This window comes from Bradyrhizobium embrapense, from assembly GCF_001189235.2.
GTDB classification, from domain to species: domain Bacteria; phylum Pseudomonadota; class Alphaproteobacteria; order Rhizobiales; family Xanthobacteraceae; genus Bradyrhizobium; species Bradyrhizobium embrapense.
This window is the reverse complement of record NZ_LFIP02000001.1, coordinates 135,012-160,826: the sequence shown is the minus strand read 5'-3', so window position 1 is coordinate 160,826 and position 25,815 is coordinate 135,012. Positions and strand designations below refer to the sequence as shown.

The window sequence follows — 25,815 nt, the reverse complement described above, 5'->3', positions numbered from 1 at the left end:
TCGGCGGTACCGGGAGCGGGCCCGCTTTAGGGCGGCGTCGCGGTCCAGGCCTGCCCTGCGGCCGCCTTCTCGTAGCCGTGCTGGTAGAGCGCGCGCATATAAGCGGTATCGAAGCCCTGGGTTTCCGGCGCAGGATAGTCGCGCTCGATGTAGGACAGATGGAAGCCCAGCCGGTTGCGGCGGGCGAAATCATAGGTCGAGAGAATGACCGAGCGCGTCTGCGCCTGGGTGATCGCGGAGATGCTGCGCGAAGCAACGTCGATCGTCGAGTTCGACACCAGCTCGAAATTGCCCTCCAGCTTCTTGTTGACCAGGATGTAGATGTCCATGCGGCCGTTGGCGGGCCAGGCACGCTCGCGGAACAGCAATGCGTCAGGCAGCGTCAGGACCGGCGCCGTGACGCCGCCGTCGACATGCATCTCCTGGAAGCGGCGGCCCTGGCCTTCGGCGTCGATCATGATCGGCGGAAACACCAGCGGGATACTGGCGGAGGCCGCCATCACGTCGCGAAACAGCTGCAGCGCCTCCGGCGTTCCGACGGAGGCGATCCGCCCCATGTCCCAGATTACCGTGCGCTGGGTGTCGAGATCGGTGGTGACGATCAGGAGCTTTCGGCCCCTGGCGTTTTCGCGCGCCACCTCGCTCAGGATGTCCTGGTCGACGTACCGCGCCACCAGCTCGCGCAGCCGCTTGTTGCCGAACAGGCCGGAGCCGAACAACACCCGCATCAGGCTCGGGTCCTGCAGCAGGCTTTCGGCGATGCCTGACGTGTAGACCTCCCTCAGCGTATCGTCGTAGCGCGGGCCGAGGAATGCAAAGGGCGCGATCAGCCCGCCGGTGCTGACACCGGAAACGACCGAGAAGCTCGGGCGGTTGCCGGCCGCGGTCCAGCCGTTGAGGACACCGACGCCATAGGCCCCATCGGCGCCGCCGCCGGAGAGGGCGAGATAGGTCTTGATCGGGGCAACGGTATTCTTCTCGAGTCGGAATTTGGACGCCGGCTCGTCGGCGTAGCGGCGCAGCCCGTCGAGATCGAGCACCCGCGAATTGGCGGCGTCGGCAGCCGTGTAGGGCATCCGCGGCAGCGAGCTGCAGGCCGCCAGCGCGAAAGCCAGCCCGCACAGCAGCACCGCTTGCCGGATCGCATGAACGGGTGTCATCCGATGGCGGACGCCGTCAGGCCGGGCGCTGGAGGGTGGGAACATCTCGGCCGGTGAGGTTTCGCGCAGATCGCAGTCGCGGCGGGAAGACCCGTCGCCTTATTCTTGACATAAAACGATACGGTTTCGTTTTGTTTAGTGGAAGGACTGTCCCTCGGCAAGCATCCGTCCGATCGTTGGCGTTCACGAAGTCGCGCGAAGACCGTTACCCGACGGGTTGATCGGGCTTCGGCGACACGCAATAAGCAGCCGCATGACTCTTCCCAATCATTTCGAATTGCTGGCCACTGACGGCGCCGCCCGCACCGGGCGCTTGACCACGCCGCATGGCCTCGTCCGGACGCCTGCATTCATGCCGGTCGGTACCGCGGGCGCGATGAAAGGCATGCATTGGCGCGAGGTGCGCGATGCCGGCGCCGATATCGTGCTCGGCAACACCTATCACTTGATGCTGCGGCCGGGCGCGGAGCGGATCGCAGGGCTTGGCGGCCTGCAGCGCTTTACCGGCTGGGGCGGCCCGATGCTGACGGATTCCGGAGGCTTCCAGGTGATGTCGCTCTCCGAACTGCGCAAGGTGACCGAGAAAGCTGTGACCTTCCGCTCGCATATCGACGGCGCCAAGGTCGAGCTGTCGCCGGAGCGCTCGATCGAAGTGCAACGGCTGCTCGGCTCCGACATCGCGATGCAGATGGACGAGTGCGTCCGGTTGCCGGCCGAGCGCGCCGACATCGAGCGCGCGATGCAGCTGTCGCTGCGCTGGGCCGAACGCTCCAAGCGTGCCTTCGAGAGCGCGCCGGACGGCTACATGCTGTTCGGCATCGTCCAGGGCGGCGACATCCCCGATCTTCGCCACGCCAGCGCCCGCGGGCTGACCGAGGTCGGCTTTCACGGCTACGCGATCGGCGGGCTGGCGGTCGGCGAGCCTCAGGCGGTGATGCTGTCGATGATCGAGGAGACCGCGCCGGCGCTGCCGTCCGATCGACCGCGTTACCTGATGGGCGTCGGCACGCCGGAGGACATTCTGGAGGCAGTGGCGCGCGGCGTCGACATGTTCGACTGTGTGATGCCGACACGGAACGGACGTCACGGCATGGCGTTCACCCGGTTCGGGCAGATCAACTTGCGCAACGCCCGGCACATCGACGATCCGCGTCCGCTCGATGAGGAGAGCACATGGCCGGCGGCGCGCAGTACTTCGCGCGCCTATCTGCACCATCTGGTGCGTGCTGGCGAAACACTTGGGGCAATGCTGCTGTCCGAAATCAACGTCGCCTACTACCAGGAACTCATGCAGGGCATCCGCGACGCGGTCGCAACCGGCACGTTCGAGGAATTCAAAACGAGAACGCGCGCCGGTTGGGCGCGCGGTGACATCGCTCCGAGGTGAGCTTGAGTGATCAGTTGCACACGATCGGTTTCACCGTGTGCTTGGTCACGAACCCGTAACCGCAATTGTCGCAGGTCCAGAGATAGCTGATCAGATTGTCGAACAGATACGCGGACGCTTCCGCCGCTACCATGGAGTCAGCACACACCGGACAGGTCGGCAGATCGCTGCCGCGCGGATCGGGCCTGGACGCTGCGGTCGACCGGACTTCAGCAAGTGCTGGCATGTGCGCCTCCCTTTGCGTTCTGAGCTGCACCTGACGGAAGTATATAGACGCACTTGTTTGACCTTGTCGCAACACAAATACGTAGGTTTTACGTTATTTGCGTAGGTTCTTATTTTGCGATGCAACGAATTGGCGCCTCGGCGGTTTCTCACTTGCGCGTTATGATGCGCTGCTTCTAATGAGAGAAGACCGCATATTTCCAGCATATCCGCAACAGGAGCCGCTTGATGGACGCGCCGTCGACAACGAGTGCAGTGCAACCCGGACGCGGCCGCGTCTTTGAATCCATCGTCGATGCGATCGGCTCGACGCCGATCGTGCGGCTGCGCAGGCTGCCGCAGGCAAGCGGGGTCACTGCGACGATCCTCGCCAAGCTGGAATATTTCAACCCGGCGGCCAGCGTGAAGGACCGCATTGGCGCGGCAATGATCGTGGCGATGGAGAAAGCCGGCATCATCAACGCCGACACCGTGCTGATCGAGCCGACCTCGGGCAACACCGGGATTGCGCTTGCCTATGTTGCGGCGTCACGCGGCTATCGGCTGAAGCTCGTGATGCCGGAATCGATGTCGATCGAGCGGCGGCGGATGCTCGCGTTCCTCGGCGCAGAGATCGTGCTGACCCCGGCCGCGCAGGGCATGAAGGGCTCGATCGCGACCGCGGAAGAACTCGTGCGCACGACGCCCAACGCGGTGATGCCACAGCAGTTCAAGAATCTCGCCAACCCGGAAATCCATCGCCGCACCACGGCGGAGGAAATCTGGAGCGACACCGGCGGCAACATCGACTATTTCGTCGCCGGCGTCGGCACCGGCGGCACCATCACCGGCGTCGGTCAGGTGCTGAGGCCACGCAAGCCGTCGCTGCGCGTGGTCGCGGTGGAGCCGGAGGAGAGCCCGGTGCTGTCGGGCGGCCAGCATACACCGCACAAGATCCAGGGCATCGGCGCCGGCTTCATCCCTGACATCCTCGACCGCTCGGTGATCGACGAGATCGTCAAGATCAACAGCGCGACCGCGATCGAGACGTCGCGCGCGCTGGCGCGCAACGAAGGCATTCCCGGCGGCATTTCGTCGGGTGCCGCGATCGCGGCCGCGTTGCAGATCGGCAAGCGACCGGAAGCTGCGGGCAAGACGATCCTGGCGATTGTGCCGTCGTTCTCGGAGCGCTATCTGTCGACAGCGTTGTTTGAAGGAATTTGATACACAGGAATCCACGACATGGCCGATCAGCCGAGGCGCCCGCGAACCCTGAACGATGCCCGTAGCGAAGCCGAGGCGGCGTTCAAGCGCGCCACCACCAAGGTCGCGGACGCGGTGCCGAAGACGGTGGCCGTCCCCGGCGTCCGTGAGCAGGTCACGCTGCGGATCGATCAGGACGTGCTGGAATATTTCCAGGAGGGCGGTCCCGGCTGGCAGGACCGCATCAACGCGGCGCTGCGCAAGGCCGCCGGGAAGTAACGCTTCTGAGAAGGCAGTCCGGGACGATCCCCGGGCCCCCAGCCAAAGTGTGGAATTCAAAGCCGCCCAAGGGGCGGATGACGGTCGCTACGCTTGGATGAGGCTGAGGGCCCACGGTACCGGGCCCTCGCCGTTAGGTCAGGCGCGACTATGCCGCTTCGGTTACCTGTTCGCAGCAATTGGCCACAAACTCTGCGATCAAATCGTGCATCTCTCGAACCCGGGGAATGAAGCCGCCCATGTTGAAGACACCGTGAAACAAGCCGTCGAGGCGACGCAATCGCACGCGTACCCCGGCCGAAGCCATGGCTTTAGCATAATCCTCGGCTTCATCGCGAATGGCGTCGAGCTCAAGTGTCAAGACCAGAGCGGGTGCCAGGCCCGAAAGGGAGGCAGCCCGTGATGGCACGGCGAGCGCGGTAACCTCGGCGCCGCTCAAGTAAGCCGCCCACATCTTTTCGCCGGCGGCCCGATTCAGGAAGGGCCCGTCTGCGAATTCCGTCCGGGATGGCGTGCACGCATCCGGGTCAATCGGCGGATAGATCAGGACTTGCCCGGCGAGCGGCAGACCGGCGTCGCGTGCGCGGATCGCGGCAACCGCAGCCAGATTCGCACCGGCGCTCTCGCCCATGACGACGATTCGGTCGGGATCGCCGCCGTATTCGGCAACATGCTTTCGCGCCCAGCAGAGTGCCGTGAACGTGTCATCGGTCGCAGCCGGGAAGGGATGTTCCGGTGCGAGCCGATAGTGCGCGGAGACGACGATCGCGCCAATTTCTTGGGCCATCTGCCGGCAGGGTGCGTCGGCCAGATCGAGCGACCCTGCAATCCAGCCGCCGCCGTGATAGAATACGATCACCGGCAACGGACCCTCGCGGTCTGGAACGTAGATTCGAGCACGTGGCGCTTCGATGGTTTCGACTCGCATCGCTGGCCCCGGCAGTTGCAACTCCTTCAGCGACTCCGCCACCGCTCGCATTTCATCGAGACTGAGTTCATCGAGGGGTTTCATGCCACGCGCCAGCATGGAGCCCAGAAGCAGGGCCGCAGCCGGATCGAGTTTGACCATTGGGGGGATCGGCACCGACACACGGTCGAGAGCGAACCCGCCATAATCGGCATGGGCGATCTCGGCACAGATCGCGCGGTACAGGGGGGCTCCACCCGCAAAGAAATAGGCTGCCCTTGCCTTGCCCGGGATATTTTCGCCCATGTACCAAGAGCCTTTGGCGCGCGGGATGACGGTCAGGTTGAGAATGCCTTCGCACAGGCGCCCCCAGGCTTCTTCGGCTTCCGCTGTCGCCTCGAGTGTCGCGATCTTATCGGCCGCCAGACGGGCGATGGCCGCAGCGACAAAGTCGACGTTGTCCTCGGTCGCCAATGGCACGTTGTAGAGCGCGACTGCGCTCTTGGGGCCGTTTATGAGGAAGAGGTTCGGAAAACCAGCGATCTGGATTCCCAGATAGCTTGTGGGTCCCTTCGCCCAACGGTCTTCGAGCTTCAATCCGTCACGTCCGGTCACACCGAGATTCAACAGCGGCCGGGTGAAGACATCGAAGCCGGTTGCAAGGATGATCACGTCGAACTCGTAAGATTTTTCCGACGTTCTGATTCCGGTGGGCGTAATCGCCTCGATCGGCGCGGAACGCACGTCGACCAGGTGGACGTGCGGGAGATTGAAGGCCTCGTAATAGCCGCTCTCGAAGGGCGGACGCTTCGACGCATAGGGATGATCAGTCGGACAGAGCAGCGCCGCCGTCGCCGGATCGCGTACACGTTCGCGGATGCGCTCGCGGATATACCCCGCGATCGCCTCGTTGGCTTCCTGATTGAAAATGACATCGCTGAATGTCGAGACGAGCAGCCGAAAGCCGCCGCGATCCCAATACTTATCGCATATCCTGCGCCGCTCGTCCGGTGTCGTCGCCAGAGCGGGACCGCTGGGCGGCTCGTAGGGTACGCCGATCATGTGCTGGCGCGAGCCGGCCCGCAGCTCCGCATGATGCTCTGCATTCCATCGTCTTTGTGCGGGAGGAACCGGTGCGTTGCCTAAGGGAGCGGCGAAATTGGGCGTCCGCTGAAAAACGGTCAGTTCCGCTGCCTGCTTCGCAATCTCCTGGATGACCTGAATGCCCGTCGAGCCGGTGCCGATCACTGCGACCCGCTTGCCCGCGAAGTCGACGGGCTCGTGGGGCCAATTACTTGTCCGATAGAGCTCGCCTTTGAATGTCTCCGAGCCGGCGAACTCCGGTTCCTTGGCGACGGAAAGGCCTCCAACGCATGACACCACGAAGCGCGCCGTGCAGGACGCGCCGTCGTCGGTACAAACCGTCCAGCGCCCGGCCTTGTCGTCCCACGTCGTTGAGGTCACGCGCGTGTTGAATCGGAACACGCGACGGACGTCCAGCCTGTCAGCCACCCATTCCAGATATGCGAGGATTTCCGGCTGGCCTGCAAATCGCTCCGACCACTCCCATTCGCGCTGCAAATCCGCGGAAAACGAGTAGCTGTAGTGCACCGATTCGAAGTCGCAACGCGCACCCGGATATCGGTTCCACCACCACGTGCCGCCAACTCCGCCAGCCGCCTCGAAGCCTTGAACGGCGAGCCCCAGCTGATTGCGAATCTTGTGCGCTGCGTACAAACCAGCAAAGCCTGCGCCCACCACAACGACGTCGTAATGCAACTCCATTGGCGTATCCTCCATGTGACTTGGCCCAAGGTTTTCCTTGGTGACCGGCGCAGATCCTGGCCCTGGCCGACATTCATTGTCTTCGGCCGAACGTTCAAATTCTTGAGGCGGAATTGACCAATTGGCGTATAGTCAGTCTATGGCGCGTCCATCGGAAAAACTGATCCTGGCAACCGTTCGTCGTGTCGCGACGGCGTTACTGCCCGAATTACCCTCGATTGGTGACGGGACGCTTTCCCACATCCTGGCGGCGATGCCGGAAGTTCCGCGAGGGGCGATGATCGACCTTGCTCGGGCGAGTTGCCACGCTAACAGCAAGGCCGTCCTGCACGCGCTGATCGATGCAGTCCCGTTCGAACAGATGACTCCCCCGGCCGAAGTGGTGCAGTCGACGCGCGCGATGGTTCGGCACAACTTCGGCTACGACGCAATCATGCGGGCATACCGGGTGGGACTGATGTACTGGTGCAAGCGCTGGTCCGATGCGGTCGAGCGGCATTGCCGCGATACGACCATTGCCGTCGCTGTTGTCAGCTTTGGAACGACGTTTCTGATCGGTTGGTTAGATCTGATCACGCACCGGCTGGGTGCGGAGTATAGAGATGAAGCCGAGCGCGTTGCGCGAGAGGGCTCGTTGGCGTGGGCAGCCTACGTCCAGCGTCTCCTGATCGAAGACGATGTCAGCATGCGCGATGCAAGCCTGCGTTTGGGCTATAATCTTGCCGGGCATCATGTTGCACTCGTTTTGCAGCGACACCAAACCGGCGATCAGACGCCGCTGGATTCGGTCGCGCAAGAGATAGCCGCTACTTTGAGCCGAGCAAAGCCGCTACTGGTCCGCACCGACATCGACACGGTTTGGTGCTGGGTCTCGGCAAACGTCTCGCGCGCGCCCCCTCCGACGCAAGCCGCAGTGCTTGTTGGTCAGGGAAGGCCAGCCGTCGGTCTCGTCGGGTTCCGCCGCAGCCACCGGGAAGCACGCGATGCGCTTCGTGTAGCACGTTCTGCAAGCTACCCCGCCGGGAGCGTGGCTCACTTTGAGCACGTGGAACTCGCCGCTCTGTGCGGAAATGATCCCGCATACTGCCGTGCCTTCATAGCCGACAAGCTTGGCCCTTTGGCAGACGAGACTGTCGAAGCGCGTCGCTTGCGGGCCACCCTCAAAGGATTCTTTGATGCCAACAGCAACCTCCGCGCAGCCGGTGCTTGCCTCGGGCTCCATCACAATACGATTCGCTACCGTCTCGATCGGGTGGAAACGCTCCTTGGGCGCCAACTCGAGAAAAATCGGCTGCATCTCGAACTCGCCCTTCACCTTGCGGACCGGCTCACGGCGCCCCAAGCTCCGGCACCTTGAACTCCGGCTCTTTGCTGTTATGGGCATAGCTACGCTGGACGTGGCGCGATGCGAGCTCACGTCGGACGTGCCGGCACCTTTCCGCCTGGCCTCAGGTTCAGGAGGTTACCGGCCAGGATCATGGCCGCGCCGAGCACCGTGTAGGCGTCGAGCTGCTCGGCATAGATCAGCCACCCGACGATCGCCGTCAGCGGCACCCGGACGAAATCCATCGGGATCACGACGGTCGCATCGGCATGGAGCAGGGCGCGCGCCATGCAGTAATGCGAGAAGGTGCCGCAGAACGCGATCACCGCAAGCCAGCCCCAGGTGGACAGCGACGGCCAGGTCCAGACATAGAGCGCAGGCCCGATGCTGGCGAGCGACTGCACCACCAGCATCCAGAAGATGATCGTCAGCGCCTGCTCGGTTCGCGTCAGCGATTTGACCACGGCAATCGAGATTCCGAAGCCGATGGCCGCGGCAAGCGCGATCAGCTGGCCCGGATTGATTGCACCGGTCGCCGGCCGCACAATCACGATGACGCCGACCAGGCCAAGCACGGTCGCGACGATCTTCCAGGATGTCATCCGTTCGCCGAGGAAGCCCGCCGCAAGGACCGCGGTCCAGATCGGCATCGTGAACTCGATCGCCACCACCTGGCCGATCGGAATCAGCGTCAGCGCATAGAACCAGCCAAGCTGCGCGCAGAAATGGATCAGGTTGCGCGCGATGTGCAGGTGCACGCGCGCGGTCTTCACGATCGCAAGCCCGCCCCTGATGTGAACCAGCGGATACAGCATCACGAAGCCGAGCACGCCGCGCACTGCCATCAGCTGGAAGACGTTGACCTCGCGCGTCGCCTCGCGGCCGGCCACCGCCACGATCAGCATCAGCGCGAGCCAACCGGACATCCATAGTGCTGCGCGGGTCTTTGAGGGCGTGCGATCCATGATGGAAACGAGGTGAGGAGGGATGCCGGGTATCGGCGAGCTGTCATGAATTTGCAACGCGCAATTCTGCCGACGCGGTGATGCGCCGACCACGCAATCTCTGCTAAGCAGGTCGGGAATAATCACATCAGGAGGATCTGCTCATGCGTATCTTGCAACCGGCCGAATGGTCGAAACCCCGCGGCTTCTCGCACGGCGTCGCGTTCGACGCGCCCGGCAAATGGATCGTGCTGGCCGGGCAGACCGGCGGCGACGAGAAGGGCGACTACGCGCCCGAGATGGCCGCCCAGGTCGGCACCGCACTGAAGCGGATCATCAAGCTGTTGAACGAAGCCGGCGCCGGTCCCGAGCACATCGTCCGCCTGACCTGGTACCTGACCAGCCGTAGCGAATACGAGGCCGCTGGCGCCGGTATCGGCGCGGCGTGGAAGGAGACGCTTGGACGCAATTTCCCGCCATCCACGCTGCTCTATATCGGCGGGCTGGTCGATCAGCGCGCCAAGGTCGAGATCGAGGTCACGGCATTCATTCCCGCGGCATAGGACCTTTAGCGATGAACCAGAGCAACATGCGAAAGGCGCCTGAGCTTCTCACGGGGTTCGCGACCGGTTGGCCGGAGCAACAACCGGATATCATGGTGATCTCCATGACGACGGACAAAGGCGTGCACGACTTTGCGGTCACCAAGGATCAGGCGCTGTTGATCGCCCGCACCATCCAGCAGACCGCCGAGAATCTTGGCAAGCCACGCACTGCGTAGCGAGCGCATGGCGAATGAAAAACGCCCCCGAGATTTGGGTCCCGGGGGCGTTGTTGTCTGAAGGCCGGTTACTTCGACAGCGTGATGTTGGCGCCGCGGAACTGGCTGTCGGCCCTGATGGTGACGGACTGCTTGTTGCCGGCGGTGCGCATCGCGATGTCGGCGTTGAAGCCGGGCGCGCTGGCAACGACCTGGAAGTTGCCGCCGCCGCCGCGACCACGGAGGTCGCCGCTGACATTGCGGCTGGATTCGCTCCAGTTGCCGGTCACCGCGTTGCCCTCGGCCGCCACGTCGGCTGCCAGGTTGAACTTGTAGGCGTCGCTGGCGCAGGTGAGGCTCATGGTCATCCGCGGCCCGCCGACGTGATAGGTCGCACGGCAGCGGATACGCTCGCTGGAACCGTCGTCGAGGGTGACTGAGCCGACGCCCGACCAGGTGCCCGCCATGCCGGCGAACGGGCCGGACTGGGCATGGCCTGCGGTGCTTGCCAATGCCGTCACGAAAAACGCGGCGGCTGCAAATGCTGGCCGCCGCGCGATGGCGAACAAATTCGATACGCTGGTGATCTTACTGACGGGATGCTTCCCATCGGCCGCTGCACGGTACGCCAGCTGATGCCCCATTCCACTTCCCCGATCCGGAGTTGCCACTGAGTTGTCCGTTCGCATATGCACCATTGATCGAGACTCGCACAAGGCCCCCGCTGCCGACGGTGCCGGAGATCGCCGCGCCCTGCGCTGAAATCTTTCCGTCGACGACATTCACCGTCGAGCTGGAAGACGGCTCGCAGCTGCCGGTCTTGGTGACGACAGTGACGCTCCAAAGGCCGTCATAAGGCTGCTGGGCGGAGGCGGGAGCAGCGGTGAGGGCGGCAGCCGAAGCGACCGAAGTGACCAAAATCAGGTCGCGAATGCGGATCGAACGCATGAATCAAATCCCTGTCATTTCGTGTGATGACGCGGCTTATCCTGTCACAATGTGTTCAAAATTTGCTGCATCGCAAGAGTCCCCAGATGTTCCTGTGAACTCAAACACATCATGGTGAATTCGGTTCCGGATCAGGAACGAGGAATCTGTTCCTGTTCCTTATTTTTGTGGTGCTTTAATACCGCAATTGCGGATTAATGTTTGTCTGGGCGGAGGTTGGGCGCCTTGGTCGCAAACTGCTCATCTTGGGGCTTGGCCGGTAGCGAGCCGTTGACTTTGCCGTAGTCGATGACCTCACCCAGCAGGCGCAGGCCGAGCGGTGCCAGCGCACGCTCCCAGAGCTCGCGTGCGGTCTCGCCTTTCTTCACGAACACCCAGTCCTGGGCGGCGATGGCGCCGGCGTCCATGCGGTCGGCGAGGTGGTAGATGCTGCCGCCGGCGATCGGATCGCCTTCCCTGATGGTCCATTCCACTGCCGCGATGCCGCGGTGACGGGGCAGCAGCGACGGGTGGTACCCGATGCCGCCAAGCTTGGCCACGGCAAGCGCTTCCCTGCTGACGCGGGCGTGGCTATGGGCGGTCACGATCAGGTCGGTGTTAGGGGCGATCTCGGCGGCCGTCACCAGCTTGGGATCGGCCTGGACCACGACCTCGATGCCCGCCGCCCTGGCCGCTGCCGCCAGCCGGTCCTCGCCGTCATGGACGACCACCCTGACCAGCGTGACGTGATGCTCGCGCAGCATGTTCAGGGTCGTCACGCCGAAATGGCGGGAACCGACAAGGGTAATGCGCATGGGATCAATTCCGTGGGGGTTACGCGGATTTGCTTGGGCTGCCGCCATGGCGATAGCACACTGCGGGCGCCGGTTTGGCCGTCCTGCCCGTTATCAACAGGCCAGCCGGCTGGCAACCTCTCAGGCCGCTGCCTGCTTGCTCGCCAGCACCTTGTCGATGCGCCGGCCGTCGAGGTCGACGATCTCGAACTCCCAGCCCTGCGCGCTGGTTTTCGCGCCGGTGTCGGGGATCGCGCCGAACGCATGCAGCAGGAAGCCGGCGGCGGTCTGGTAGGGCCGCGGCGAGGGCAGCACGATGCCGAGCAGTTCGCTGAACTCGAGCGCGGGCATCCAGCCCGAGATCAGATAGGAGCCGTCGTCGCGCCTGACATAGGCGGGCTCGGCCGGGCCTTCCTCGGTATGGAAGGCGCCGACGATGGCCTCGAGGATGTCGGCGCTGGTGACGACGCCCTGGAAGGTGCCGTATTCGTCGTGCACGAGGCCGATATGCACCGCGGAGTCGCGCAGGATCGCGACCACGTCGCGGGCGTCGACGGTTTCCGGAATGATCGGCGCATCGCGCGTCAGCGCGCGGATGTCGGGCGTCTGGCCCGCGAGGTAGACGTCTAGCACGTCCTTGGCCTGCACGATGCCGAGCGCATGATCGCGATTGCCGTCGAACACCACGCAGCGCGAGTGATTGCTCTTCTGCAGCGTCGACAGGATCTCGGGCGCGGGGGCGGCGAGGTCGATCAGGCTGACTTCGTGGCGCGGCGTCATGACGGCGCCGACCGGGAGATCGCCGAGCCGCATCACGCCGGCGATCATCTCCTTTTCGCCTGGCTCCAGCACGCCGGCGTTTTCGGCTTCCACCACCAGCGTCTTGATCTCTTCCTCGCTGACCCGGTCCTGCGCATCCTCGCGATGCCCCAACAGCCACAGCAACGACTTGCCGGAGCGGTCGAGCAGCCACACCACCGGCAGCGACAATTTTGCCATCACCGTCATCGCGGGCGCGGCGCGCACCGCGATTGCCTCGGGATCGCGCAGCGCGATCTGCTTCGGCACCAGCTCGCCGACGATCAGCGAGGCATAAGTGATTACACCGACCACGATGCCGACACCGGTGGCGTCGGCCACGTTGGCCGGCACGCCAAGCTCGAACAGCCATTGCGAGAGGCGCTGGCCCAGCGTCGCGCCCGAGAAGGCGCCCGACAGTACGCCGATCAGCGTGATGCCGATCTGCACCGTGGAGAGGAATTTTCCGGGATTGGAGGCCAGCGCAAGCGCGCGGCGCGAGCCGCTGACACCGCGTTCGACCAGCGCGGCGAGGCGCGCCGGGCGGGAAGAGACGATCGCGAGCTCCGACATCGACAATAGACCGTTGACGACGATCAGGACCGCCACGATCGCAAGTTCCAGATATAACACGGGAGTCCCTGAGGTTTGGCGGCATGGGCCGCTTTGCGACGCCCAATATAGGCATACCGGGGCCGTTTTGCTGTGCCTTGCCGGGCACTCCTGCACAAGCAGAGGTATGGCGCGCATGCAGCAGGAGATCGCGGCATTTTGGCGCGCTGGCGCTCGTAACGGCGGCGCGGTTTCTTCACGCGAAGCCGGTATCCGGTTCGCTGCGAAACGCGCCTAGGCGAGTATTCGCAGCGCAGGTCTGGCGAATGTCTTGCCCGATCCAGCCGGCTGACTAAGCATCTGCTTGGAAGCGGCTTGCAGCTGCATGCGCAGATCGGCATTGCATTGCTTCATCTGGTTGCGCAGCTCGCGCCGGGAGAAGGCAGTGAGGGAAGGGTCCGCGAGCTGTTGCCAGGCGGTGCGGAGCCATTCCTGCAGCTCGCGAATGTTCTGATCTGCACTCTTCTGATCCAGGACGCTGGGCTGGGTCATGCAGCCAAATCCCACGAAGTGATCAGCTGCAAAGTAACGCTGATTCGCCTCGCTTCACCTAGCGCTATGTTGCGCACGCGCGTAGACGGCAGGGGACGCCTCAGGGCGCGCTGCTGGGGCCGGTGCGCAGGAAATCCAGCGCGATCGGCAGCGCCAGGAACAGCGCAGCCACCATCGAGAAATGGCGCGTCTGCGCGGCGGTCAGGCCGAGATCGTCTTGGGCGAGATAAGCGAGCATGATCGCAGTGTAGGCGGCGACGCTGATCGCCACGGCGATGCTCCCGAAATCGATTTTGCTGTCGGTCTCACAGTCCATGGCGGCACCACGTCGTTACGGGAGTGGTGTAGCGCGGCTCGCCTTCACCGACTATGAGCTGGATCACGGGCGCAAGCCTGCCGAGCGGCTTCGCGTGCCGCGGCGATCGGTGAGGCTTGCCCGCGGCAAGGCGCCTAGCGAGGGAGCTTGCGTTCCGGCTGGCTTTCCTGCGGAAGCTTGACCGGTACGTGGGGTGACGTGCTCACCACACGCGGGCTTCCGTCGGAGTGGGTCTGGCCGTTAAGCAATGTCTCGAGAACCAAAAAGAATTTTTCAGAAAGCATGGGCGTAGCCCTCGTCATCCAATGGCCTTATGTCGCCGCGCCCGGCGGAAAATTCGATCAACTAAAAGCGAGTCGCGCCGCCATGGCGATGCTGCGGCGGGGGGCTGCCCTGGTGCAATCCGGGAGATTACCGCCGCCGAACCTGCAGCCTGCGCGCCGATGGTTGCCAAATTCCTAACGATTGCCGGCGCTGCGCGTGATGGCGCTCACCGTTCCTTCAAGGATGCACGTTAACGATAGGGGTATGGATCGTGACCAGGACATCGACGAAGGATTTGGATCGGCGCTGCGCCGCAGCTACGGCCGGTTCGCCTGGTGGATCGTGCGGCTCAACCGCGTGCTCGAGCCGTCGCGCCCGGCTGAGCCGCCGCGCACCCAATTGCCGCCGCGCGCCGCCGTCCCGCCACGGCGACCCATCCCGCCGCGCGCGGAATAGACCCTACCAAGATACCGCCGTCTCCTGTATCGGCCGTTCAGCCGGACTGCTATGCATGCCCCATCCGCGGACCCCGGGGGGGCCGCCAGTTTGACGATACGGCCGCGAGGCGGCGCAAGCGACGGGAAGGACGAACACTATGATCGAGACGGTTGGCATCATCGGCGCCGGAACCATGGGCAACGGCATCGCGCAAATCTGCGCGGCGGCGGGGCTTACCGTGACCATGGTGGATATCTCGGACGCAGCCGTGCAACGCGGCCTGAAGACGGTCGGGTCCAGTCTCGATCGCCTGGTCTCCAAGGAGAAGATGTCGGCGGCCGATCGCGACGCGACGCTCGCGCGGATCAACGCGACCACCGACAAGTCCAAGCTTGCCGCCTGCGATCTCGTGATCGAAGCGGCGACCGAGAACGAGGAGCTGAAGGTGAAGATCCTGAAGGATCTCTGCGCCGGGCTGAAGCCAAGCGCGCTGGTCGCGACCAACACCTCGTCGATCTCGATCACCCGCCTTGCGGCCTCGACCGATCGTCCTGACCGCTTCATCGGAATGCACTTCTTCAATCCGGTGCCGGTGATGGCGCTGCTCGAATTGATCCGTGGCCTGCAGACCTCGGACGACACGGTCGCCAAGGCCGAAGCGTTCGCCAAGCGCGTCGGCAAGGTCGCGATCACGGCGAAGAACAGCCCGGGCTTTGCGGTGAACCGCATCCTGTGCCCGATGATCAACGAGGCGATCTTCGCGCTGCAGGAAGGCATTGCGACCGCGGAGGAGATCGATGCCGGCATGAAGCTCGGCTGCAACCATCCGATCGGGCCGCTCGCGCTTGCCGACCTGATCGGGCTCGACACCATGCTGTCGGTGATGGAGGTGTTCTACACCGGCTTCAACGACCCCAAGTACCGGCCGGCGCCGCTGCTGAAGGAGATGGTCGATGCCGGCCATCTCGGCCGCAAGACCGGGCAGGGGTTCTACAGCTACAGCAAGTGAAATCTGCGCGCGCCCGACCCCGTAGTCATCCGGGATGGATCGCGCCGACAAGCTCGCGTAACCAAAACACCTGATCCGCCACTGAGGCGGGGGACATCAGACACGAGGCCCGGGCTCCTAGGCACACCGGGCCTCGTGTTTTTTGTTGGATGCCGCACCCATCGATGGCGCCTTGCTTCCGGTGTCCTGCGCCGCGCTCGGGTCACACCTTCTTGAGGCGATGAGCGGAAACCTCGCAGATTTTCCCAGCGTACCTAAATCAACGACTGGGTGCCGCGCGAGGAAGGAAGCAGGATCATGCGCAGGTCGAGTTTGGCATTTCTGACGTTCGCGGCGCTCGGAACGAGCTGGATTGTCGGCTCCGCACAGCCGGCGGCAGCCGATCCCTACGATTATCCCTGGTGCATCCAGGGTAGGGATGAGGGATATCCCGGCTATTGCGGCTACCAGACCTACGAGCAGTGCCAGGCGTCGGCGTCAGGCCGCGATGCCTATTGCGGCATCAATCCGCGCGTTGCATTCAGCCAACCGCGCGTATCGCCGCGGCGGATCCAGTAGGCGCCGCCAGCATGTCGACCGGTCGGCCATCAGGCATGATGGTTGCATTGTCGATGGTCGAATAATTCCCCCTGCGTTGGAGAGCACATGGGCGAGATCATCAAGTTCATCTCGAAGTCGGAACGCGAGCGTGCGCGCCTGATTCGCGAGGCGCGAGCCAACTACGAGCGCATTTTTCCGTCGGCGGACCCGGCTGAAGCGCTAGGCGCGACGGTCGGGAGCGACGGCAGCGAGGCCTCGTCGAAGCCGTAGCCGCCGGTGTTGTGCTCGAGAGGATGCCGGACGGGGCGATGTGGAAACGGAACCGGCGGCGGCTGTGGCAAGCCTTCTGGCAAACTTGGACGATCGACAAGCCGGCCGTGCTTGGCGGCTGGCTCTGGCAGGTCCTGGTCGTTGAGCTCGCAGCGTGCTGGATCGGCTGACGTTGCGGAAGCTGACTGCGCTGATCCCGGTCGTCATCTTGATCGCGGCCTATCTGCACCGGATTCCGCTGCCTCCCGAATTGATGCTGGTCGGCGATGTGTTGGCCTATATCGACGTGTTCTCGATGGTCTTCCTGATCGGCCTGTTCACGCGCGTGGCGACCGTCATGGCCGTCGTCAGACAGGCCGTCGAGCTCGCTCAACGCCTCGCGCGGCGTGTGCCGATGGCGCTGCGCCGGTTTGACACGCGTCATCGTCGCGCCAAGGACGGCGCGCGCCGCAGGCGGCTGACGGGTGCGAAGACCGACGACGATGAGCCCGCTGTCGTCGCGGGCCTGGCGTGGCCCTAAAGCATGATCCGGAAAAGTACGAAGCGGTTTTCCGATAAGATCATGCTCAATCAAAGAGCTAATGCGCGATGACGATTCAACCTAATCACATCGCGCTTTAGGTCGGGACGATGCGGTGGTGAAGAACGCTATTGCGCCAGCTATCGCGGCGGTCGGGCCCGTTCGTCGCCAGCGGCGGGCCGGGCAGGGCTACTTGGTCGATCTGCGCAGCGCGCATCCGCACTGGTCACGGAGCAGTGATTATCAAATCATGCATCCAGAAACACTCCGATCAGATATTCCGGCGTCCGCAACAATCTTGCCAAATTTTCACTAGGCCGTTGGCGCACTGAGTTCGAAGATGCAGATGAAATCGGACGAATCGCAATGACCGAACTTGAGGAGCTTCGCTACTTCGAGCATCAGTGTCTGGAGATGGCCAGGCAGTCCACGCTACCGGATGCTCGACGCGCGCTCCAGATCCTGGCGTGCAACTACGCCACGGCGGCCGAAATCCTCGAACGCCGCGCCCAATCCGCCAACACGGCGCTCGCCCAACTGTTTCGATGCCTGAGGTTTTGACGCGGCGCGCGGAGCGGCACATTCGAGGATCTGGCAGAAGTAACGCTCGCTGAATGGCGGCGCACCGGTCACGCAGATCGATCTTCCGCCGCTGTCGCGCCGAACCCGCCACGATGTTGAACAGGCGTTCAGGAAAGTTCCGAACTTGTTCCTGCAACATGCGCGGACGGCAGTCGTTGTCATGGGGGACTGAAAAGGAGGATGCCATGACAAAGCTTAGGTACGCTCTTGCCGCAGTTGCGGCCCTCGCGATCGCAGTACCGACCATTGCCAGCGCGCAGGGGGTCGGCGTCTATTTCGGCAGCAGCCCGGGTTATTACGGCGATCGATATGACGGTCCGCGCGTCTACCGGGAGCACGATCGTGGCTGGCACCACGGCTGGTACCATCATCGCGACTACTACCGCGACCGTGGCGTCGTGATTCGTGGTCGCGACTGGGACGACGACTAACGGGCGCCGCACGGATCTCGCACAATCAAAGGGGGCCTCGCTTCGGCGGGGCCCTTCTTTGTCGGTGAACTGCAACTGTGCCGCCGCACGAACAACGTTTCATTAACCCGACTCACCGACGCTCATGTCGGGCCGTCTGGATGGGCCGCCGTGCAGAAGGCCGCCACGACAAGCTCCGTGGCGGCCTTTTGCGTTCCGAGAGTGCTGAGGGAGACGACCGATGGATTACGGCGCCTTGACCGACGCCAGCCTGAAGATGATGTACGAAGCCATCCGCGGCGCGCTCAAGGCCGACGATGAATTCGAGGCGCACGGCGAAGAGCCCAAATTCCGCGTCCGCTCAACGCCCGAATGGAAACGCCACGCCGGCAGTCTCGAGGCCGAGATGCTGAAGCGAGGGCTGCAGCTTGAGATCATCGACTGGACCGGCGGTCAGGGCGAGCTGCCGCTGACGGTGGGGCCGTGAGGCTGGCTCGTGAGGCTTGCTCTTGGCCGCCCGTTGCAACTGGCGTGATCGTCAATGGGTATGTATGGCGTCGTAGACGTGGGCGCCGAAGATCGTGGCGCTCAGACACAGCAAAGCGATGATAGCCGCTTCCATCATGACACTTCCCCGTATGGTTTTGCGGAAGTGGTAGCGGCCGAATGTTTCAGCACGGTTTCGACCGTTTGCGAAAATGGTTTCGTGGCCCGGCTTGGCGCGCCGCCGCAGCGCAGGAGGCCCCCGATCGCCCAGGTGCCGGTGCCGAGGTTCTGACAATTCTTCATCTTCGGGCACCATGGTCTGACGACTATCGAGCCCGGCAGACGCGGTCGGATTGGGGTAATCCTTAATGCCGTCGGAATGGGCCACGGTGACGGGGGTAGAATAGACGGCTCCCGTCATCTCAGTTGCGCAACCCGACTGCGGGAGATTGAAATGCGGCCTCGACGCAGCCCACGTGTCGAGGCCGCCCCCTGCGCGGAAAACCTTGCGACGGTCGGCAGCGGCTTGCTGTTCTGATCGTCCCAGGAAAAGACGCCGCCGGTCTCACAAATACACGCCCGGCGGCGTTTTCTTCCTGAACTGGGACACTGAAATCCCCAGCGTCAAACGTACTGCACCGTCTGTGCCGCAGGGGCACGACCGGCGGCGACGAAGGCCCTTGAGGGTCTGAGGAAGTTCAGTGACGAGCGCGGTGAGCAGCCACGCAAGCCCGACGCCGATTAGACTTGCGAGATATCCGTTTGGCGTCCATTGCCAATGGATGCTCGACGCAACTACCGCGAAGATCACGAGCGACTGAATAGGAGCCACATCGCCGCATCCTATCCCGGATCGCCGAAACTGTTGACCGTCGCGATCAGCGCGACAGCGGCGGCGACGAGCAACACCACCGCCAGCGCGACAACTCCCAGCACCATAAGGGCTATCGTCATTGCCGCACCTAGCGTGTGCTGGGTGTGTGCTTGACGAAATCTCTAGTTCGGTCTGGAGGCTGATTTTTTGACTTAAGTGATTGATTTTGTTTGGTGAGCGCGGAGGGACTCGAACCCTCGACCCCATGATTAAAAGAAATGTGCCCGGGCACTTTTCCGCAGCGATTTCAACAAACCTGTCTACAAATCGCAGACCCTCAACGTGCGATAACGTGGGCGAAAACATGGGGTTTGTAGACGTCATGTGGCCGCCTTCAGGTTGCCCAGGACGTGCGGCCGGAGCTCAGCCCAGCCGGCCTCGAACTGCTTCATCGCGGCCCGAGCCAGTCGGAACTGGTTCACCCGCTTCGAATAGTGGTGCACCATCGCCGGGCTCATCTTCACGATCGCGGCGACCAGCGCTTCCGAGCAGCCGACCTCGAGGAGGTTGTTAACGGCGTTCTTGCGGGTGCCGTGGAAGACGACTCGCTCTTCCCGGAATCGCTTGAAGACGTCTCGGTTCATCTCCCGCTGCCACGCCGTCTTGAAACCCTCATAGGTCCATGGCTCGCCATCTTCGCGTAGGTGCAGCATCTCGTGCGTCTGGCCTGTGGCCTTGATGATGGCGCGGTACTCGGAGTGGATCTGGACCGGCACGATTGCATTGGTCTTCTGGGCGATGATCGGCATCTCGGTGACGCCGTCCTGCGGTCGTCGCATCTGGACGATATCGCTGATGCGCTGGCCGGTAAAAAGCCCTGAATAAACAGGCAGGTGAAGACCGAGCCTCGCGTGCTTGAAGAAGTGCTCGAAAGCCCACGGCGCCCACGGCTCGTAAGTTCCGTCCTCGCGCGGCTTTTCCGTCTTCTCGACGACATTCGTTTCCGAATAGCCCCGGGGAATTCCCCAGTCGATCAGGCGCGACAGGGTGGCGCGGAAGGCACGCCCGGCCGACGGCTGGCCGAGATCGCTGAAGGCATCGATCGCCTGCTGCACGTCCACCGTGGTCAGATCGCGGACAGGATCATCGGCCCAGTTATCTTCGATCTCTCGGAAATGGCGGGCGTACTGATCCCGTGTCGACTTGGAGAGCCCTCCGGTGCTGCGCTTGCCGGGCTTGCGCTTCGCACCGGGCCGCGTCGGAATGGGCTCCTCCGCCGGCGCAGCCGCGTTGCCATCGTCGACGCTGCCTCTCAGCTTATAGGCCGCGCTCGCTTTGAACTCGGTGATGAGTGCCCGGAACGTTCTCCGCTCGCCGGAGGCTATCTGCTTTGCGACCTCGACAGCCTTTTCTACAGCTGCCCAGAACGTGTTCGGATCGTCGGGAGACGGAAGAACGTGGGGGCTGCCGGCATCGTCCATGAACTTCCACGTCCAGCCGGTCTCATCCTTCGAAGCGACCAGCCGCTCGCATAGCTTGGCGCGGGTCACAAATTCGACGCTGAGCGGATCCGCCGGGAGGGGTACCCGCGGCCATGCCTTCGGTGTCCCGCGGAACCGCTGGTAGGCGAAGTACCTGCGGCCGCTGGCCTTTTTCTCGCCATGGACGTATTTGGGCAGATCAACCATGCCTGCTCCGCTTCTTGGCCGCAAAGCGCTCTCCCATCGACATCGGCTTGTCCGCCGGCTGGTTAGCCTGGGGAGGATGGCTGGCGCCCGTCAATGGCGATTTGAGCCCATCCCGCACCTTTCTCCACTCGTCGATCGCCTCAAGGCTATACATGCCGGTGTCCGGATCGGCCGGAGGGAAGCCGCGCTTCAGCAGGTTGGGCAGCAATTCGTTGAACCGGTCGAGCGTCAGGTGCAGCCGGCGGGCGGCCTTCTCAGGCGGCACGTCGCCGGGGTCGACCCGGAAGCGGATATCGGCGCCGCGGAGCGCCTCGGTGCTTTCGTTCCGTGCTTCGGTCACGTCGTCGTCTCCACGTCGACACCGCGCGCGACAGGGTCGATGCCCGGTCGCATCAGGCGGCTCGCGCCCGAGAGATGCCGATGCCAATTCAGTAACGCCGCCGCCGTCGAAATTGTGTGGTGCATGGCCTTTTCTACGTCGCCATCCACCGCCGATGCGGCCGCCTTCTGGGCCAGGTAGCCGACCAGCCAGAACCAATCGAAGGCAGTCTTGCCGGCATCGTGTTCCGCGGCGAAGCGGATGACCTGGTGGCCGGCCTCGAGCCGCGTGCCCTCAAACCAGTCCTGGATCTCGGGCGAGAACAGTGCCGCGGCGGTGCGCAGCGCCCACACCTCCATCCGCAGGGTTTCGGCATAACCGGGGTTCGCCTTCCATCGCTCGGCGATCCGCTCGGTGGTCTCGGCGCGGGCCAGCAACTGCTCCTGGCTATACGGCACGTTCATCAGATGAAGCCTTTCTCCTTCGCCAGCGACTCGGGCATCGTGAACGTCCCGTCGTCGTTGCGCTCGACCTGCGACTTCGGCACCCACTCGGTGGTCTTGCCGTCGAAGATCTTGAATGCCCTCTGTGTCTCGACCATCACTTCGGCGGCGATGTCGATCAGTTCGCGCTTCGGCATAATCAGTCGGGTTTCTTGCTGTGCGGGTGGAGCCGGCCTGCGCGGGTCGCCAAGCCGTAATAGATCTGGTTTGCGTACTCGGGATCTCCGTGCGCCTTCGCGTCGGTCGCATAGGCTGCGAGCGCCGCGCCGGCGTGCTCGTCTTTCAGGCGCATGACGAAGAATTCCGTCTCAGGCGTTGTTCCCCAGTCGATGATCCCCATTGCCTCGAGGAAACTCACCGCGTTGACGATCTTCATCGCTTCCAACTGGCTCTCGGTCACTTGATTGCCAGGCTTGGCGCCGACGACTGCTTCCGCAGCGCGCTGGGCGAGTTCGCGGTTCAGGATGAGCCCATACTTGCCGCGACCATCACCGCTGAGATTTCGATCGAGCTTCATGTGCGCCTCCTATGTCGTAAACAGCCAGTCTGCCGCGCGGACCTCGCCGGGTCCGGCGTTCACGATGATGCCGTACCCGGCGACGGCGGCGAGGTAGACGCCTGTGGTACTTGCGCTCGGCGACAAGCCCATCGCTTCCGCGACCGACTTGCGCGCGATTGATCCTGGGTAGGCGCGATAGACGACGTCGAAGGCCCTGCGTTCTTGGCCGCTGAGGAGTGAGTCCGCTGCCGCGCGCAGATCCGCGGCCGATGTCGCCGCTGGGAACACTGCTTTTTGCCGCCCGGCATCGGTCAGCGACACTTTCCCTGGCACCGCGGTCGTGACGAGTCCGCGCTTTGCCAATTCGGCGAGATAGACTCCAAACGTGGAAGCCTTTGGACTCAATCCCGCGACGACGCAGGCCCGCGCGCGTTCGATGGAGGCGTGGCCGATCTTGTGCCACCAAGCGATCGCGTTGAGGGCATTCTGCAGCGAAGGCGAGAGGCTCCCATCACCGCTCGCCGCCGTCGTTGGCCGAGGAGGCGGCGCCGGCAGCGCCGCCGCGCGGGGAGGGGCCGCCAGGGAAGGCGAGGCCGGCTTCAGCAAAGAGCGGTGGTTGCGCAATTCGCGCGCATGCGCGGGAGCGTGGTCCACAGCGCTTTTGTGTTTTGCTTGCACCTCTCCGACACGGGCGAGCAGGTTCTGTACGCCCGCGCCGATCACCTTGAAGTCCTCGAATAGGTCGAGGAAGGGATGCAGACCGTCCCACAGCCCTTCCTGATATGCGGCGTCGATCTCCTCCCGGGCGGCGCCAGCGGCTGGCGCTGGTGCGCCTTTCGCCAACTCGGCGGTCAGCCGCGTGATCTCGGCCCGCAGCCGCGGGACGTCATTCTCCTCAGCCTGCTTCACGACGTCGCCGATGATGGCGCGCAACCGGTCGCGATCGACCGGTGCAGTGGTGACCTGAAATTCGGCGTCGCCGTCGGTCGGCGTCGCGGAATTGTCGAAGGTCGAGATCTTCGGAAACTGCACCAGGTCGGCGACCTGCGCCTCGCCGGAGCACATCCAGCCGGTGCCGGTCTTCAGGGAAGCCAGGGATGACGACACGCGCTCGAAGACCGCCTTGTCGACATTGCCCTTCAGCCACTTCTTGACTGGATCCTGATCGGCCGGCGCCGTGAGGCGGTGCGCGATCATGGTGTCGCAACTGCCGAGCACGGCGTTGTGCAGCGCCTGGGTGCGCTGGGTCACCACCATCAGGCGGATGCCCTTCGACCGGCCCGCGGTGGCCAGCTTCTTGGCGTTGTGGATCGCCATGGTTTCGGCGCCGATGCCGGCACGCTCCTTCGGCGCGAACTCGTGCGCCTCCTCAAGGACGAGATAGACGACGCCGCGCATCCGCTTCATGAGGGCAGGGGCGAAGTCGTTGAAGAATTTCTGGAGGCCGCCGGCGCTGAAGTCCGCCATGTCGATGATGGACAGCGGCAGATCGCCGGTGGCGACGAGCTCGCCGATCGCCTTGCCGGCGGATTCGTGGAGCGCGACGTGACCGCGCGGGCCGCCGAGGATGTAGAACGGCAGGCCCGGCTGCCGGCCGTCGCCACTCGAGGTGAGGCCCCACCAGTCCGACTTGATCGGATCCAGGACGCAGACTCGAGCCGACGGGTTGGCGGCGAGGATCTGCTCGACGGCTAGCTTCGCGGTCGATGTCTTGCCCGAGCCGGTCTTACCCAGGAAAGCGGTGTGCTGCTCCAACACGGCGCGCGGGAATGCGAACGTCATACAGGAATCTCCTTAAATCGAACGAGGGGGGTGTCGCCGCGGACGTAGAGCGGGTGTTTCGGCGTGCCGCCTTTGTTGAGGCCAAGGCACCACATTTCGATTCCGTCCCGGCGCAATGCGTCTTCGGTATCCACCGCGAAATGCGCCAGCCGACGGTCGAGGTTGCCCCAAGCCGCGACGACCTTGGCGGCTTGCTTTGCGGTATCGCGTATCAGCGGCAGGTTGCCTTTGCTCCGCGGCGCGACGCCGTCCTTCAGTAAATGCTTCGGATCGGTCGCCCGGTAATCGCAGACGTTCATCATGGCGAGGCCGTCGAAATCCCACGCCATGGAGAAGTCGATCACCTTGTTCAGGGTCGGATCATCGAATGATGCGTCGGCGGTCGACGGGTTCATCCCGATCCAGAGCACGAAATTGTTCGGCAGCCTGGTCTCGGCGGTGAACAGGTTTACCCACTTGCGAGTCAGGATCGGGCGGTAGCAGTCGTTCTCGCCCCAGAACATGGCGTCGCCACCGACACCGTCGGCGAGCCGCAGCTTGACCTTGCCGCCGGGATTGTGGAGGGCGGCGTTCACTGCGTGCCGCCGAACTGCGGCTGGCCGCCCTCGATCAACACCTTCTTCCGTGCCGCACAGGCCGAGATCAGCGATTGATAGTCGGTCGATCCGATGATGATGCCGTGCTTGGCCAGGTACTCCGCCGACCCGTGGTACCAATTCTCGAGGTCCGTGACGGTGGCTGCGCCGGCGATCGCGGGCAGCAGGAGATCCAGCGCCTGCTTGCGCTTTACGATCAGTCGCCGTTCGATCTCGCGGCGCGCGTTCCAGCGCCAGTCCTCGCCCATCTTATGGTCTTTGTTGGCGAGCCAATCGAGATAGCCGTCGTCGGCGGCGGACAGCGGCTTGCCGTCGAACTGACCGAAATCGAACTTCGTGAAAACGGCGGGCTCGGAGGACCACAGCAGGAGCGTCTCAACGGTCTGATGCTCCAGCAGCTCGAGCAACACCAAACCGCAGACATAGGAGTCCGGCGCGGCACGGTGCGGCGGTGAGGCGCGCTCTGGGTCGGTCGGCAAGTTCAGCGCATAGCGCAGCGCCTGCAGCTTGTGGCTCGCGAGCTCCGGCCATTGCCGGAGACTGCACTTCCAGGTGCAGATCCAATCGGCCTGGATCAGGTGATCGAGATATTGCCGCTCGTAGTACGCGGCATGTGCGGCAAAGATGATCTTGCCGTCGTCGTTCGGTGTCTCGACTAGCATGCGCCATCCGTCCGCCCAGGACGGCGCGTCCTTTACGTCGTCATCCGTGATGTGGTGAATGCCCGACGACTCGGGCGGGATCGGCCGGGCAGGACGGATGAATGTCTGCTTGCTGACCGTCGACAGCCCCCAGATATCGCTGACATTCCGGAGGTCAGTGAAGCCGATCTCGATTACCTCGTCGGAGGCCTCGAGACCGGTTGTCTCAACATCGCACGGGCGAATGATCATGATCACTTCTCGTCTTCGGGGATGTCGCGTTTGACCAAGACTTCGACCAACACGACACGCGCGAGGTGGGAGGGGCGTTTCTCGTAGAGATTTGCGTCGGCGCATTGATCCCGCGCTTCCGCCAGAATCCTCGCGCGATCGCGCTTCGTCCCGAGGACGTTGAACGATCCGTCCGAGTAGAGGATGGCGACTTGCTCGGTAATGCCCGCCGAGATCGTGTCTGCCGGCACCGCACTGCTTTCGCGAGTAACCAGATTGACCGCCACCTCTGACAGCCCGAACTGCGCCTTCGCGTAATCCTCAAGACTAC

Annotated in this window: 34 protein-coding genes; 14 read left to right on the top strand and 20 right to left on the bottom strand. The window is 63.7% G+C overall.

The window, feature by feature from the left end:
* Positions 1–26: 26 nt before the first annotated feature.
* A complete protein-coding gene (locus AKN83_RS01125) occupies positions 27–1,160 on the bottom strand; it encodes a patatin-like phospholipase family protein (protein WP_050400487.1) in 1,134 nt (377 codons plus the stop codon).
* Positions 1,161–1,413: 253 nt separating this feature from the next.
* Between AKN83_RS01125 and tgt the strand changes: the two genes are divergently transcribed.
* A complete protein-coding gene (gene tgt / locus AKN83_RS01120) occupies positions 1,414–2,547 on the top strand; it encodes a tRNA guanosine(34) transglycosylase Tgt (protein WP_050400486.1) in 1,134 nt (377 codons plus the stop codon).
* A 10-nt stretch (positions 2,548–2,557) separates the two neighbouring features.
* On the opposite strand, the gene AKN83_RS01115 is transcribed toward tgt, so the two are convergent.
* On the bottom strand, positions 2,558–2,773 hold the full coding sequence (locus AKN83_RS01115) for a hypothetical protein (protein ID WP_050400485.1): 216 nt from the start codon (positions 2,771–2,773) through the stop codon (positions 2,558–2,560).
* Between the two features lie 227 nt (positions 2,774–3,000).
* On the opposite strand from AKN83_RS01115, the gene cysK reads away from it, so the two are divergent.
* Positions 3,001–3,975 (top strand): cysteine synthase A, encoded by a 975-nt coding sequence (cysK, locus tag AKN83_RS01110; protein ID WP_050400484.1) that lies wholly within the window; start codon positions 3,001–3,003, stop codon positions 3,973–3,975.
* An 18-nt stretch (positions 3,976–3,993) separates the two neighbouring features.
* Positions 3,994–4,233 (top strand): BrnA antitoxin family protein, encoded by a 240-nt coding sequence (locus tag AKN83_RS01105; RefSeq protein WP_050400483.1) that lies wholly within the window; start codon positions 3,994–3,996, stop codon positions 4,231–4,233.
* A 148-nt stretch (positions 4,234–4,381) separates the two neighbouring features.
* Here AKN83_RS01105 and AKN83_RS01100 read toward each other — a convergent pair whose 3' ends face one another.
* The gene (locus AKN83_RS01100; RefSeq protein ID WP_050400482.1) at positions 4,382–6,925 is read right to left on the bottom strand and encodes a flavin-containing monooxygenase; all 2,544 of its coding nucleotides are present in this window, start codon (positions 6,923–6,925) and stop codon (positions 4,382–4,384) included.
* 121 nt (positions 6,926–7,046) lie between these two features.
* Between AKN83_RS01100 and AKN83_RS01095 the strand changes: the two genes are divergently transcribed.
* Positions 7,047–8,282 carry a PucR family transcriptional regulator gene (locus AKN83_RS01095; protein WP_157113156.1) on the top strand — a complete coding sequence of 412 codons (1,236 nt, stop codon included), beginning with the start codon at positions 7,047–7,049 and terminating at the stop codon, positions 8,280–8,282.
* A 56-nt stretch (positions 8,283–8,338) separates the two neighbouring features.
* Here the strand turns inward: AKN83_RS01095 and AKN83_RS01090 are convergent, their stop codons facing one another.
* On the bottom strand, positions 8,339–9,214 hold the full coding sequence (locus tag AKN83_RS01090; RefSeq protein WP_050400480.1) for a DMT family transporter: 876 nt from the start codon (positions 9,212–9,214) through the stop codon (positions 8,339–8,341).
* A 143-nt stretch (positions 9,215–9,357) separates the two neighbouring features.
* On the opposite strand from AKN83_RS01090, the gene AKN83_RS01085 reads away from it, so the two are divergent.
* Positions 9,358–9,756, top strand: coding sequence for a RidA family protein (locus AKN83_RS01085; RefSeq protein ID WP_050400479.1), 399 nt, complete (start codon positions 9,358–9,360; stop codon positions 9,754–9,756).
* Positions 9,757–9,767: 11 nt separating this feature from the next.
* On the top strand, positions 9,768–9,974 hold the full coding sequence (locus AKN83_RS01080; protein ID WP_050400478.1) for a hypothetical protein: 207 nt from the start codon (positions 9,768–9,770) through the stop codon (positions 9,972–9,974).
* A 68-nt stretch (positions 9,975–10,042) separates the two neighbouring features.
* Here the strand turns inward: AKN83_RS01080 and AKN83_RS01075 are convergent, their stop codons facing one another.
* The 6 genes from AKN83_RS01075 to AKN83_RS01055 all read right to left on the bottom strand — a co-directional run bounded on the left by AKN83_RS01075 (position 10,043) and on the right by AKN83_RS01055 (position 13,847).
* Positions 10,043–10,597, bottom strand: a complete 555-nt coding sequence (locus AKN83_RS01075; RefSeq protein ID WP_050400477.1) for a hypothetical protein — start codon at positions 10,595–10,597, stop codon at positions 10,043–10,045.
* Complete coding sequence (locus AKN83_RS38050; RefSeq protein ID WP_083991869.1) at positions 10,542–10,901, bottom strand: hypothetical protein; 360 nt, start codon at positions 10,899–10,901, stop codon at positions 10,542–10,544. Before AKN83_RS38050 ends, AKN83_RS01075 begins: the two co-directional genes overlap by 56 nt.
* A 194-nt stretch (positions 10,902–11,095) precedes the next feature.
* Positions 11,096–11,695, bottom strand: coding sequence for a formyltransferase family protein (locus AKN83_RS01070; protein WP_050400476.1), 600 nt, complete (start codon positions 11,693–11,695; stop codon positions 11,096–11,098).
* Positions 11,696–11,815: 120 nt separating this feature from the next.
* A complete protein-coding gene (locus AKN83_RS01065) occupies positions 11,816–13,105 on the bottom strand; it encodes a hemolysin family protein (protein ID WP_050400475.1) in 1,290 nt (429 codons plus the stop codon).
* A 213-nt stretch (positions 13,106–13,318) separates the two neighbouring features.
* Positions 13,319–13,576, bottom strand: a complete 258-nt coding sequence (locus tag AKN83_RS01060; RefSeq protein ID WP_050400474.1) for a hypothetical protein — start codon at positions 13,574–13,576, stop codon at positions 13,319–13,321.
* Positions 13,577–13,676: 100 nt separating this feature from the next.
* Complete coding sequence (locus AKN83_RS01055; protein WP_157113155.1) at positions 13,677–13,847, bottom strand: hypothetical protein; 171 nt, start codon at positions 13,845–13,847, stop codon at positions 13,677–13,679.
* Between the two features lie 573 nt (positions 13,848–14,420).
* On the opposite strand from AKN83_RS01055, the gene AKN83_RS01050 reads away from it, so the two are divergent.
* The 8 genes from AKN83_RS01050 to AKN83_RS01020 all read left to right on the top strand — a co-directional run bounded on the left by AKN83_RS01050 (position 14,421) and on the right by AKN83_RS01020 (position 18,412).
* On the top strand, positions 14,421–14,612 hold the full coding sequence (locus tag AKN83_RS01050; RefSeq protein ID WP_050400472.1) for a hypothetical protein: 192 nt from the start codon (positions 14,421–14,423) through the stop codon (positions 14,610–14,612).
* A 139-nt stretch (positions 14,613–14,751) separates the two neighbouring features.
* Positions 14,752–15,603 carry a 3-hydroxybutyryl-CoA dehydrogenase gene (locus tag AKN83_RS01045; protein WP_050400471.1) on the top strand — a complete coding sequence of 284 codons (852 nt, stop codon included), beginning with the start codon at positions 14,752–14,754 and terminating at the stop codon, positions 15,601–15,603.
* Between the two features lie 297 nt (positions 15,604–15,900).
* Positions 15,901–16,161 carry a DUF3551 domain-containing protein gene (locus tag AKN83_RS01040; RefSeq protein WP_050400624.1) on the top strand — a complete coding sequence of 87 codons (261 nt, stop codon included), beginning with the start codon at positions 15,901–15,903 and terminating at the stop codon, positions 16,159–16,161.
* An 87-nt stretch (positions 16,162–16,248) separates the two neighbouring features.
* Positions 16,249–16,413 carry a hypothetical protein gene (locus AKN83_RS40380; protein ID WP_172803461.1) on the top strand — a complete coding sequence of 55 codons (165 nt, stop codon included), beginning with the start codon at positions 16,249–16,251 and terminating at the stop codon, positions 16,411–16,413.
* Between the two features lie 172 nt (positions 16,414–16,585).
* Complete coding sequence (locus AKN83_RS01035) at positions 16,586–16,933, top strand: hypothetical protein (RefSeq protein WP_244521857.1); 348 nt, start codon at positions 16,586–16,588, stop codon at positions 16,931–16,933.
* A gap of 366 nt (positions 16,934–17,299) precedes the next feature.
* Positions 17,300–17,494, top strand: coding sequence for a hypothetical protein (locus tag AKN83_RS01030; protein ID WP_050400470.1), 195 nt, complete (start codon positions 17,300–17,302; stop codon positions 17,492–17,494).
* A gap of 206 nt (positions 17,495–17,700) precedes the next feature.
* Positions 17,701–17,946, top strand: a complete 246-nt coding sequence (locus tag AKN83_RS01025) for a hypothetical protein (protein WP_063695225.1) — start codon at positions 17,701–17,703, stop codon at positions 17,944–17,946.
* Positions 17,947–18,181: 235 nt separating this feature from the next.
* Positions 18,182–18,412, top strand: a complete 231-nt coding sequence (locus AKN83_RS01020) for a hypothetical protein (protein WP_244521856.1) — start codon at positions 18,182–18,184, stop codon at positions 18,410–18,412.
* A 51-nt stretch (positions 18,413–18,463) separates the two neighbouring features.
* On the opposite strand, the gene AKN83_RS01015 is transcribed toward AKN83_RS01020, so the two are convergent.
* From AKN83_RS01015 to AKN83_RS39355, 10 genes are all read right to left on the bottom strand, one after another.
* A complete protein-coding gene (locus AKN83_RS01015) occupies positions 18,464–18,832 on the bottom strand; it encodes a hypothetical protein (RefSeq protein WP_050400468.1) in 369 nt (122 codons plus the stop codon).
* A gap of 773 nt (positions 18,833–19,605) precedes the next feature.
* Positions 19,606–20,913, bottom strand: coding sequence for a site-specific integrase (locus tag AKN83_RS01010; RefSeq protein WP_050400467.1), 1,308 nt, complete (start codon positions 20,911–20,913; stop codon positions 19,606–19,608).
* The gene (locus AKN83_RS01005) at positions 20,906–21,253 is read right to left on the bottom strand and encodes a hypothetical protein (RefSeq protein ID WP_244521855.1); all 348 of its coding nucleotides are present in this window, start codon (positions 21,251–21,253) and stop codon (positions 20,906–20,908) included. Before AKN83_RS01005 ends, AKN83_RS01010 begins: the two co-directional genes overlap by 8 nt.
* Positions 21,250–21,696, bottom strand: coding sequence for a hypothetical protein (locus AKN83_RS01000; RefSeq protein ID WP_050400466.1), 447 nt, complete (start codon positions 21,694–21,696; stop codon positions 21,250–21,252). The genes AKN83_RS01005 and AKN83_RS01000 overlap by 4 nt, the downstream gene beginning before the upstream one ends.
* Complete coding sequence (locus AKN83_RS39360) at positions 21,696–21,872, bottom strand: hypothetical protein (protein ID WP_157113154.1); 177 nt, start codon at positions 21,870–21,872, stop codon at positions 21,696–21,698. The genes AKN83_RS01000 and AKN83_RS39360 overlap by 1 nt, the downstream gene beginning before the upstream one ends.
* 2 nt (positions 21,873–21,874) lie before the next feature.
* Entirely contained in the window at positions 21,875–22,252 is a 378-nt protein-coding gene (locus AKN83_RS00995) for a hypothetical protein (RefSeq protein ID WP_050400465.1), read from the bottom strand.
* Positions 22,253–22,261: 9 nt separating this feature from the next.
* On the bottom strand, positions 22,262–24,016 hold the full coding sequence (locus AKN83_RS00990; RefSeq protein WP_050400464.1) for an ATP-binding protein: 1,755 nt from the start codon (positions 24,014–24,016) through the stop codon (positions 22,262–22,264).
* Positions 24,013–24,519, bottom strand: coding sequence for a DUF1643 domain-containing protein (locus tag AKN83_RS00985; RefSeq protein ID WP_063695224.1), 507 nt, complete (start codon positions 24,517–24,519; stop codon positions 24,013–24,015). Before AKN83_RS00985 ends, AKN83_RS00990 begins: the two co-directional genes overlap by 4 nt.
* 68 nt (positions 24,520–24,587) lie before the next feature.
* Positions 24,588–25,505, bottom strand: coding sequence for a 3'-5' exonuclease (locus AKN83_RS00980; RefSeq protein ID WP_050400462.1), 918 nt, complete (start codon positions 25,503–25,505; stop codon positions 24,588–24,590).
* A gap of 2 nt (positions 25,506–25,507) precedes the next feature.
* Positions 25,508–25,771, bottom strand: a complete 264-nt coding sequence (locus tag AKN83_RS39355) for a hypothetical protein (RefSeq protein WP_157113153.1) — start codon at positions 25,769–25,771, stop codon at positions 25,508–25,510.
* Between the last annotated feature and the right edge of the window lie 44 nt (positions 25,772–25,815).

Excerpts from the sequence above, each read along its gene's own strand:
- AKN83_RS01045 (WP_050400471.1), top strand. The coding sequence starts at position 14,752 with ATGATCGAGACGGTTGGCATCATCGGCGCCGGAACCATGGGCAACGGC.
- AKN83_RS00995 (WP_050400465.1), bottom strand. The coding sequence starts at position 22,252 with ATGAAGCTCGATCGAAATCTCAGCGGTGATGGTCGCGGCAAGTATGGG.
- AKN83_RS01010 (WP_050400467.1), bottom strand. The coding sequence starts at position 20,913 with ATGGTTGATCTGCCCAAATACGTCCATGGCGAGAAAAAGGCCAGCGGC.
- AKN83_RS39360 (WP_157113154.1), bottom strand. The coding sequence starts at position 21,872 with ATGCCGAAGCGCGAACTGATCGACATCGCCGCCGAAGTGATGGTCGAG.
- AKN83_RS01040 (WP_050400624.1), top strand. The coding sequence starts at position 15,901 with ATGCGCAGGTCGAGTTTGGCATTTCTGACGTTCGCGGCGCTCGGAACG.
- cysK (WP_050400484.1), top strand. The coding sequence starts at position 3,001 with ATGGACGCGCCGTCGACAACGAGTGCAGTGCAACCCGGACGCGGCCGC.
- AKN83_RS40380 (WP_172803461.1), top strand. The coding sequence starts at position 16,249 with ATGGGCGAGATCATCAAGTTCATCTCGAAGTCGGAACGCGAGCGTGCG.
- AKN83_RS01070 (WP_050400476.1), bottom strand. The coding sequence starts at position 11,695 with ATGCGCATTACCCTTGTCGGTTCCCGCCATTTCGGCGTGACGACCCTG.
- AKN83_RS01075 (WP_050400477.1), bottom strand. The coding sequence starts at position 10,597 with ATGGGGCATCAGCTGGCGTACCGTGCAGCGGCCGATGGGAAGCATCCC.
- AKN83_RS01080 (WP_050400478.1), top strand. The coding sequence starts at position 9,768 with ATGAACCAGAGCAACATGCGAAAGGCGCCTGAGCTTCTCACGGGGTTC.
- AKN83_RS01030 (WP_050400470.1), top strand. The coding sequence starts at position 17,300 with ATGACCGAACTTGAGGAGCTTCGCTACTTCGAGCATCAGTGTCTGGAG.
- AKN83_RS01085 (WP_050400479.1), top strand. The coding sequence starts at position 9,358 with ATGCGTATCTTGCAACCGGCCGAATGGTCGAAACCCCGCGGCTTCTCG.
- AKN83_RS01125 (WP_050400487.1), bottom strand. The coding sequence starts at position 1,160 with ATGACACCCGTTCATGCGATCCGGCAAGCGGTGCTGCTGTGCGGGCTG.
- AKN83_RS01105 (WP_050400483.1), top strand. The coding sequence starts at position 3,994 with ATGGCCGATCAGCCGAGGCGCCCGCGAACCCTGAACGATGCCCGTAGC.
- AKN83_RS00985 (WP_063695224.1), bottom strand. The coding sequence starts at position 24,519 with ATGTTCTGGGGCGAGAACGACTGCTACCGCCCGATCCTGACTCGCAAG.
- AKN83_RS01100 (WP_050400482.1), bottom strand. The coding sequence starts at position 6,925 with ATGGAGTTGCATTACGACGTCGTTGTGGTGGGCGCAGGCTTTGCTGGT.
- AKN83_RS01025 (WP_063695225.1), top strand. The coding sequence starts at position 17,701 with ATGACAAAGCTTAGGTACGCTCTTGCCGCAGTTGCGGCCCTCGCGATC.
- tgt (WP_050400486.1), top strand. The coding sequence starts at position 1,414 with ATGACTCTTCCCAATCATTTCGAATTGCTGGCCACTGACGGCGCCGCC.
- AKN83_RS38050 (WP_083991869.1), bottom strand. The coding sequence starts at position 10,901 with ATGCGTTCGATCCGCATTCGCGACCTGATTTTGGTCACTTCGGTCGCT.
- AKN83_RS00990 (WP_050400464.1), bottom strand. The coding sequence starts at position 24,016 with ATGACGTTCGCATTCCCGCGCGCCGTGTTGGAGCAGCACACCGCTTTC.
- AKN83_RS01090 (WP_050400480.1), bottom strand. The coding sequence starts at position 9,214 with ATGGATCGCACGCCCTCAAAGACCCGCGCAGCACTATGGATGTCCGGT.
- AKN83_RS01000 (WP_050400466.1), bottom strand. The coding sequence starts at position 21,696 with ATGAACGTGCCGTATAGCCAGGAGCAGTTGCTGGCCCGCGCCGAGACC.
- AKN83_RS01060 (WP_050400474.1), bottom strand. The coding sequence starts at position 13,576 with ATGACCCAGCCCAGCGTCCTGGATCAGAAGAGTGCAGATCAGAACATT.
- AKN83_RS01050 (WP_050400472.1), top strand. The coding sequence starts at position 14,421 with ATGGATCGTGACCAGGACATCGACGAAGGATTTGGATCGGCGCTGCGC.
- AKN83_RS01115 (WP_050400485.1), bottom strand. The coding sequence starts at position 2,773 with ATGCCAGCACTTGCTGAAGTCCGGTCGACCGCAGCGTCCAGGCCCGAT.
- AKN83_RS00980 (WP_050400462.1), bottom strand. The coding sequence starts at position 25,505 with ATGATCATTCGCCCGTGCGATGTTGAGACAACCGGTCTCGAGGCCTCC.
- AKN83_RS01015 (WP_050400468.1), bottom strand. The coding sequence starts at position 18,832 with ATGACGGGAGCCGTCTATTCTACCCCCGTCACCGTGGCCCATTCCGAC.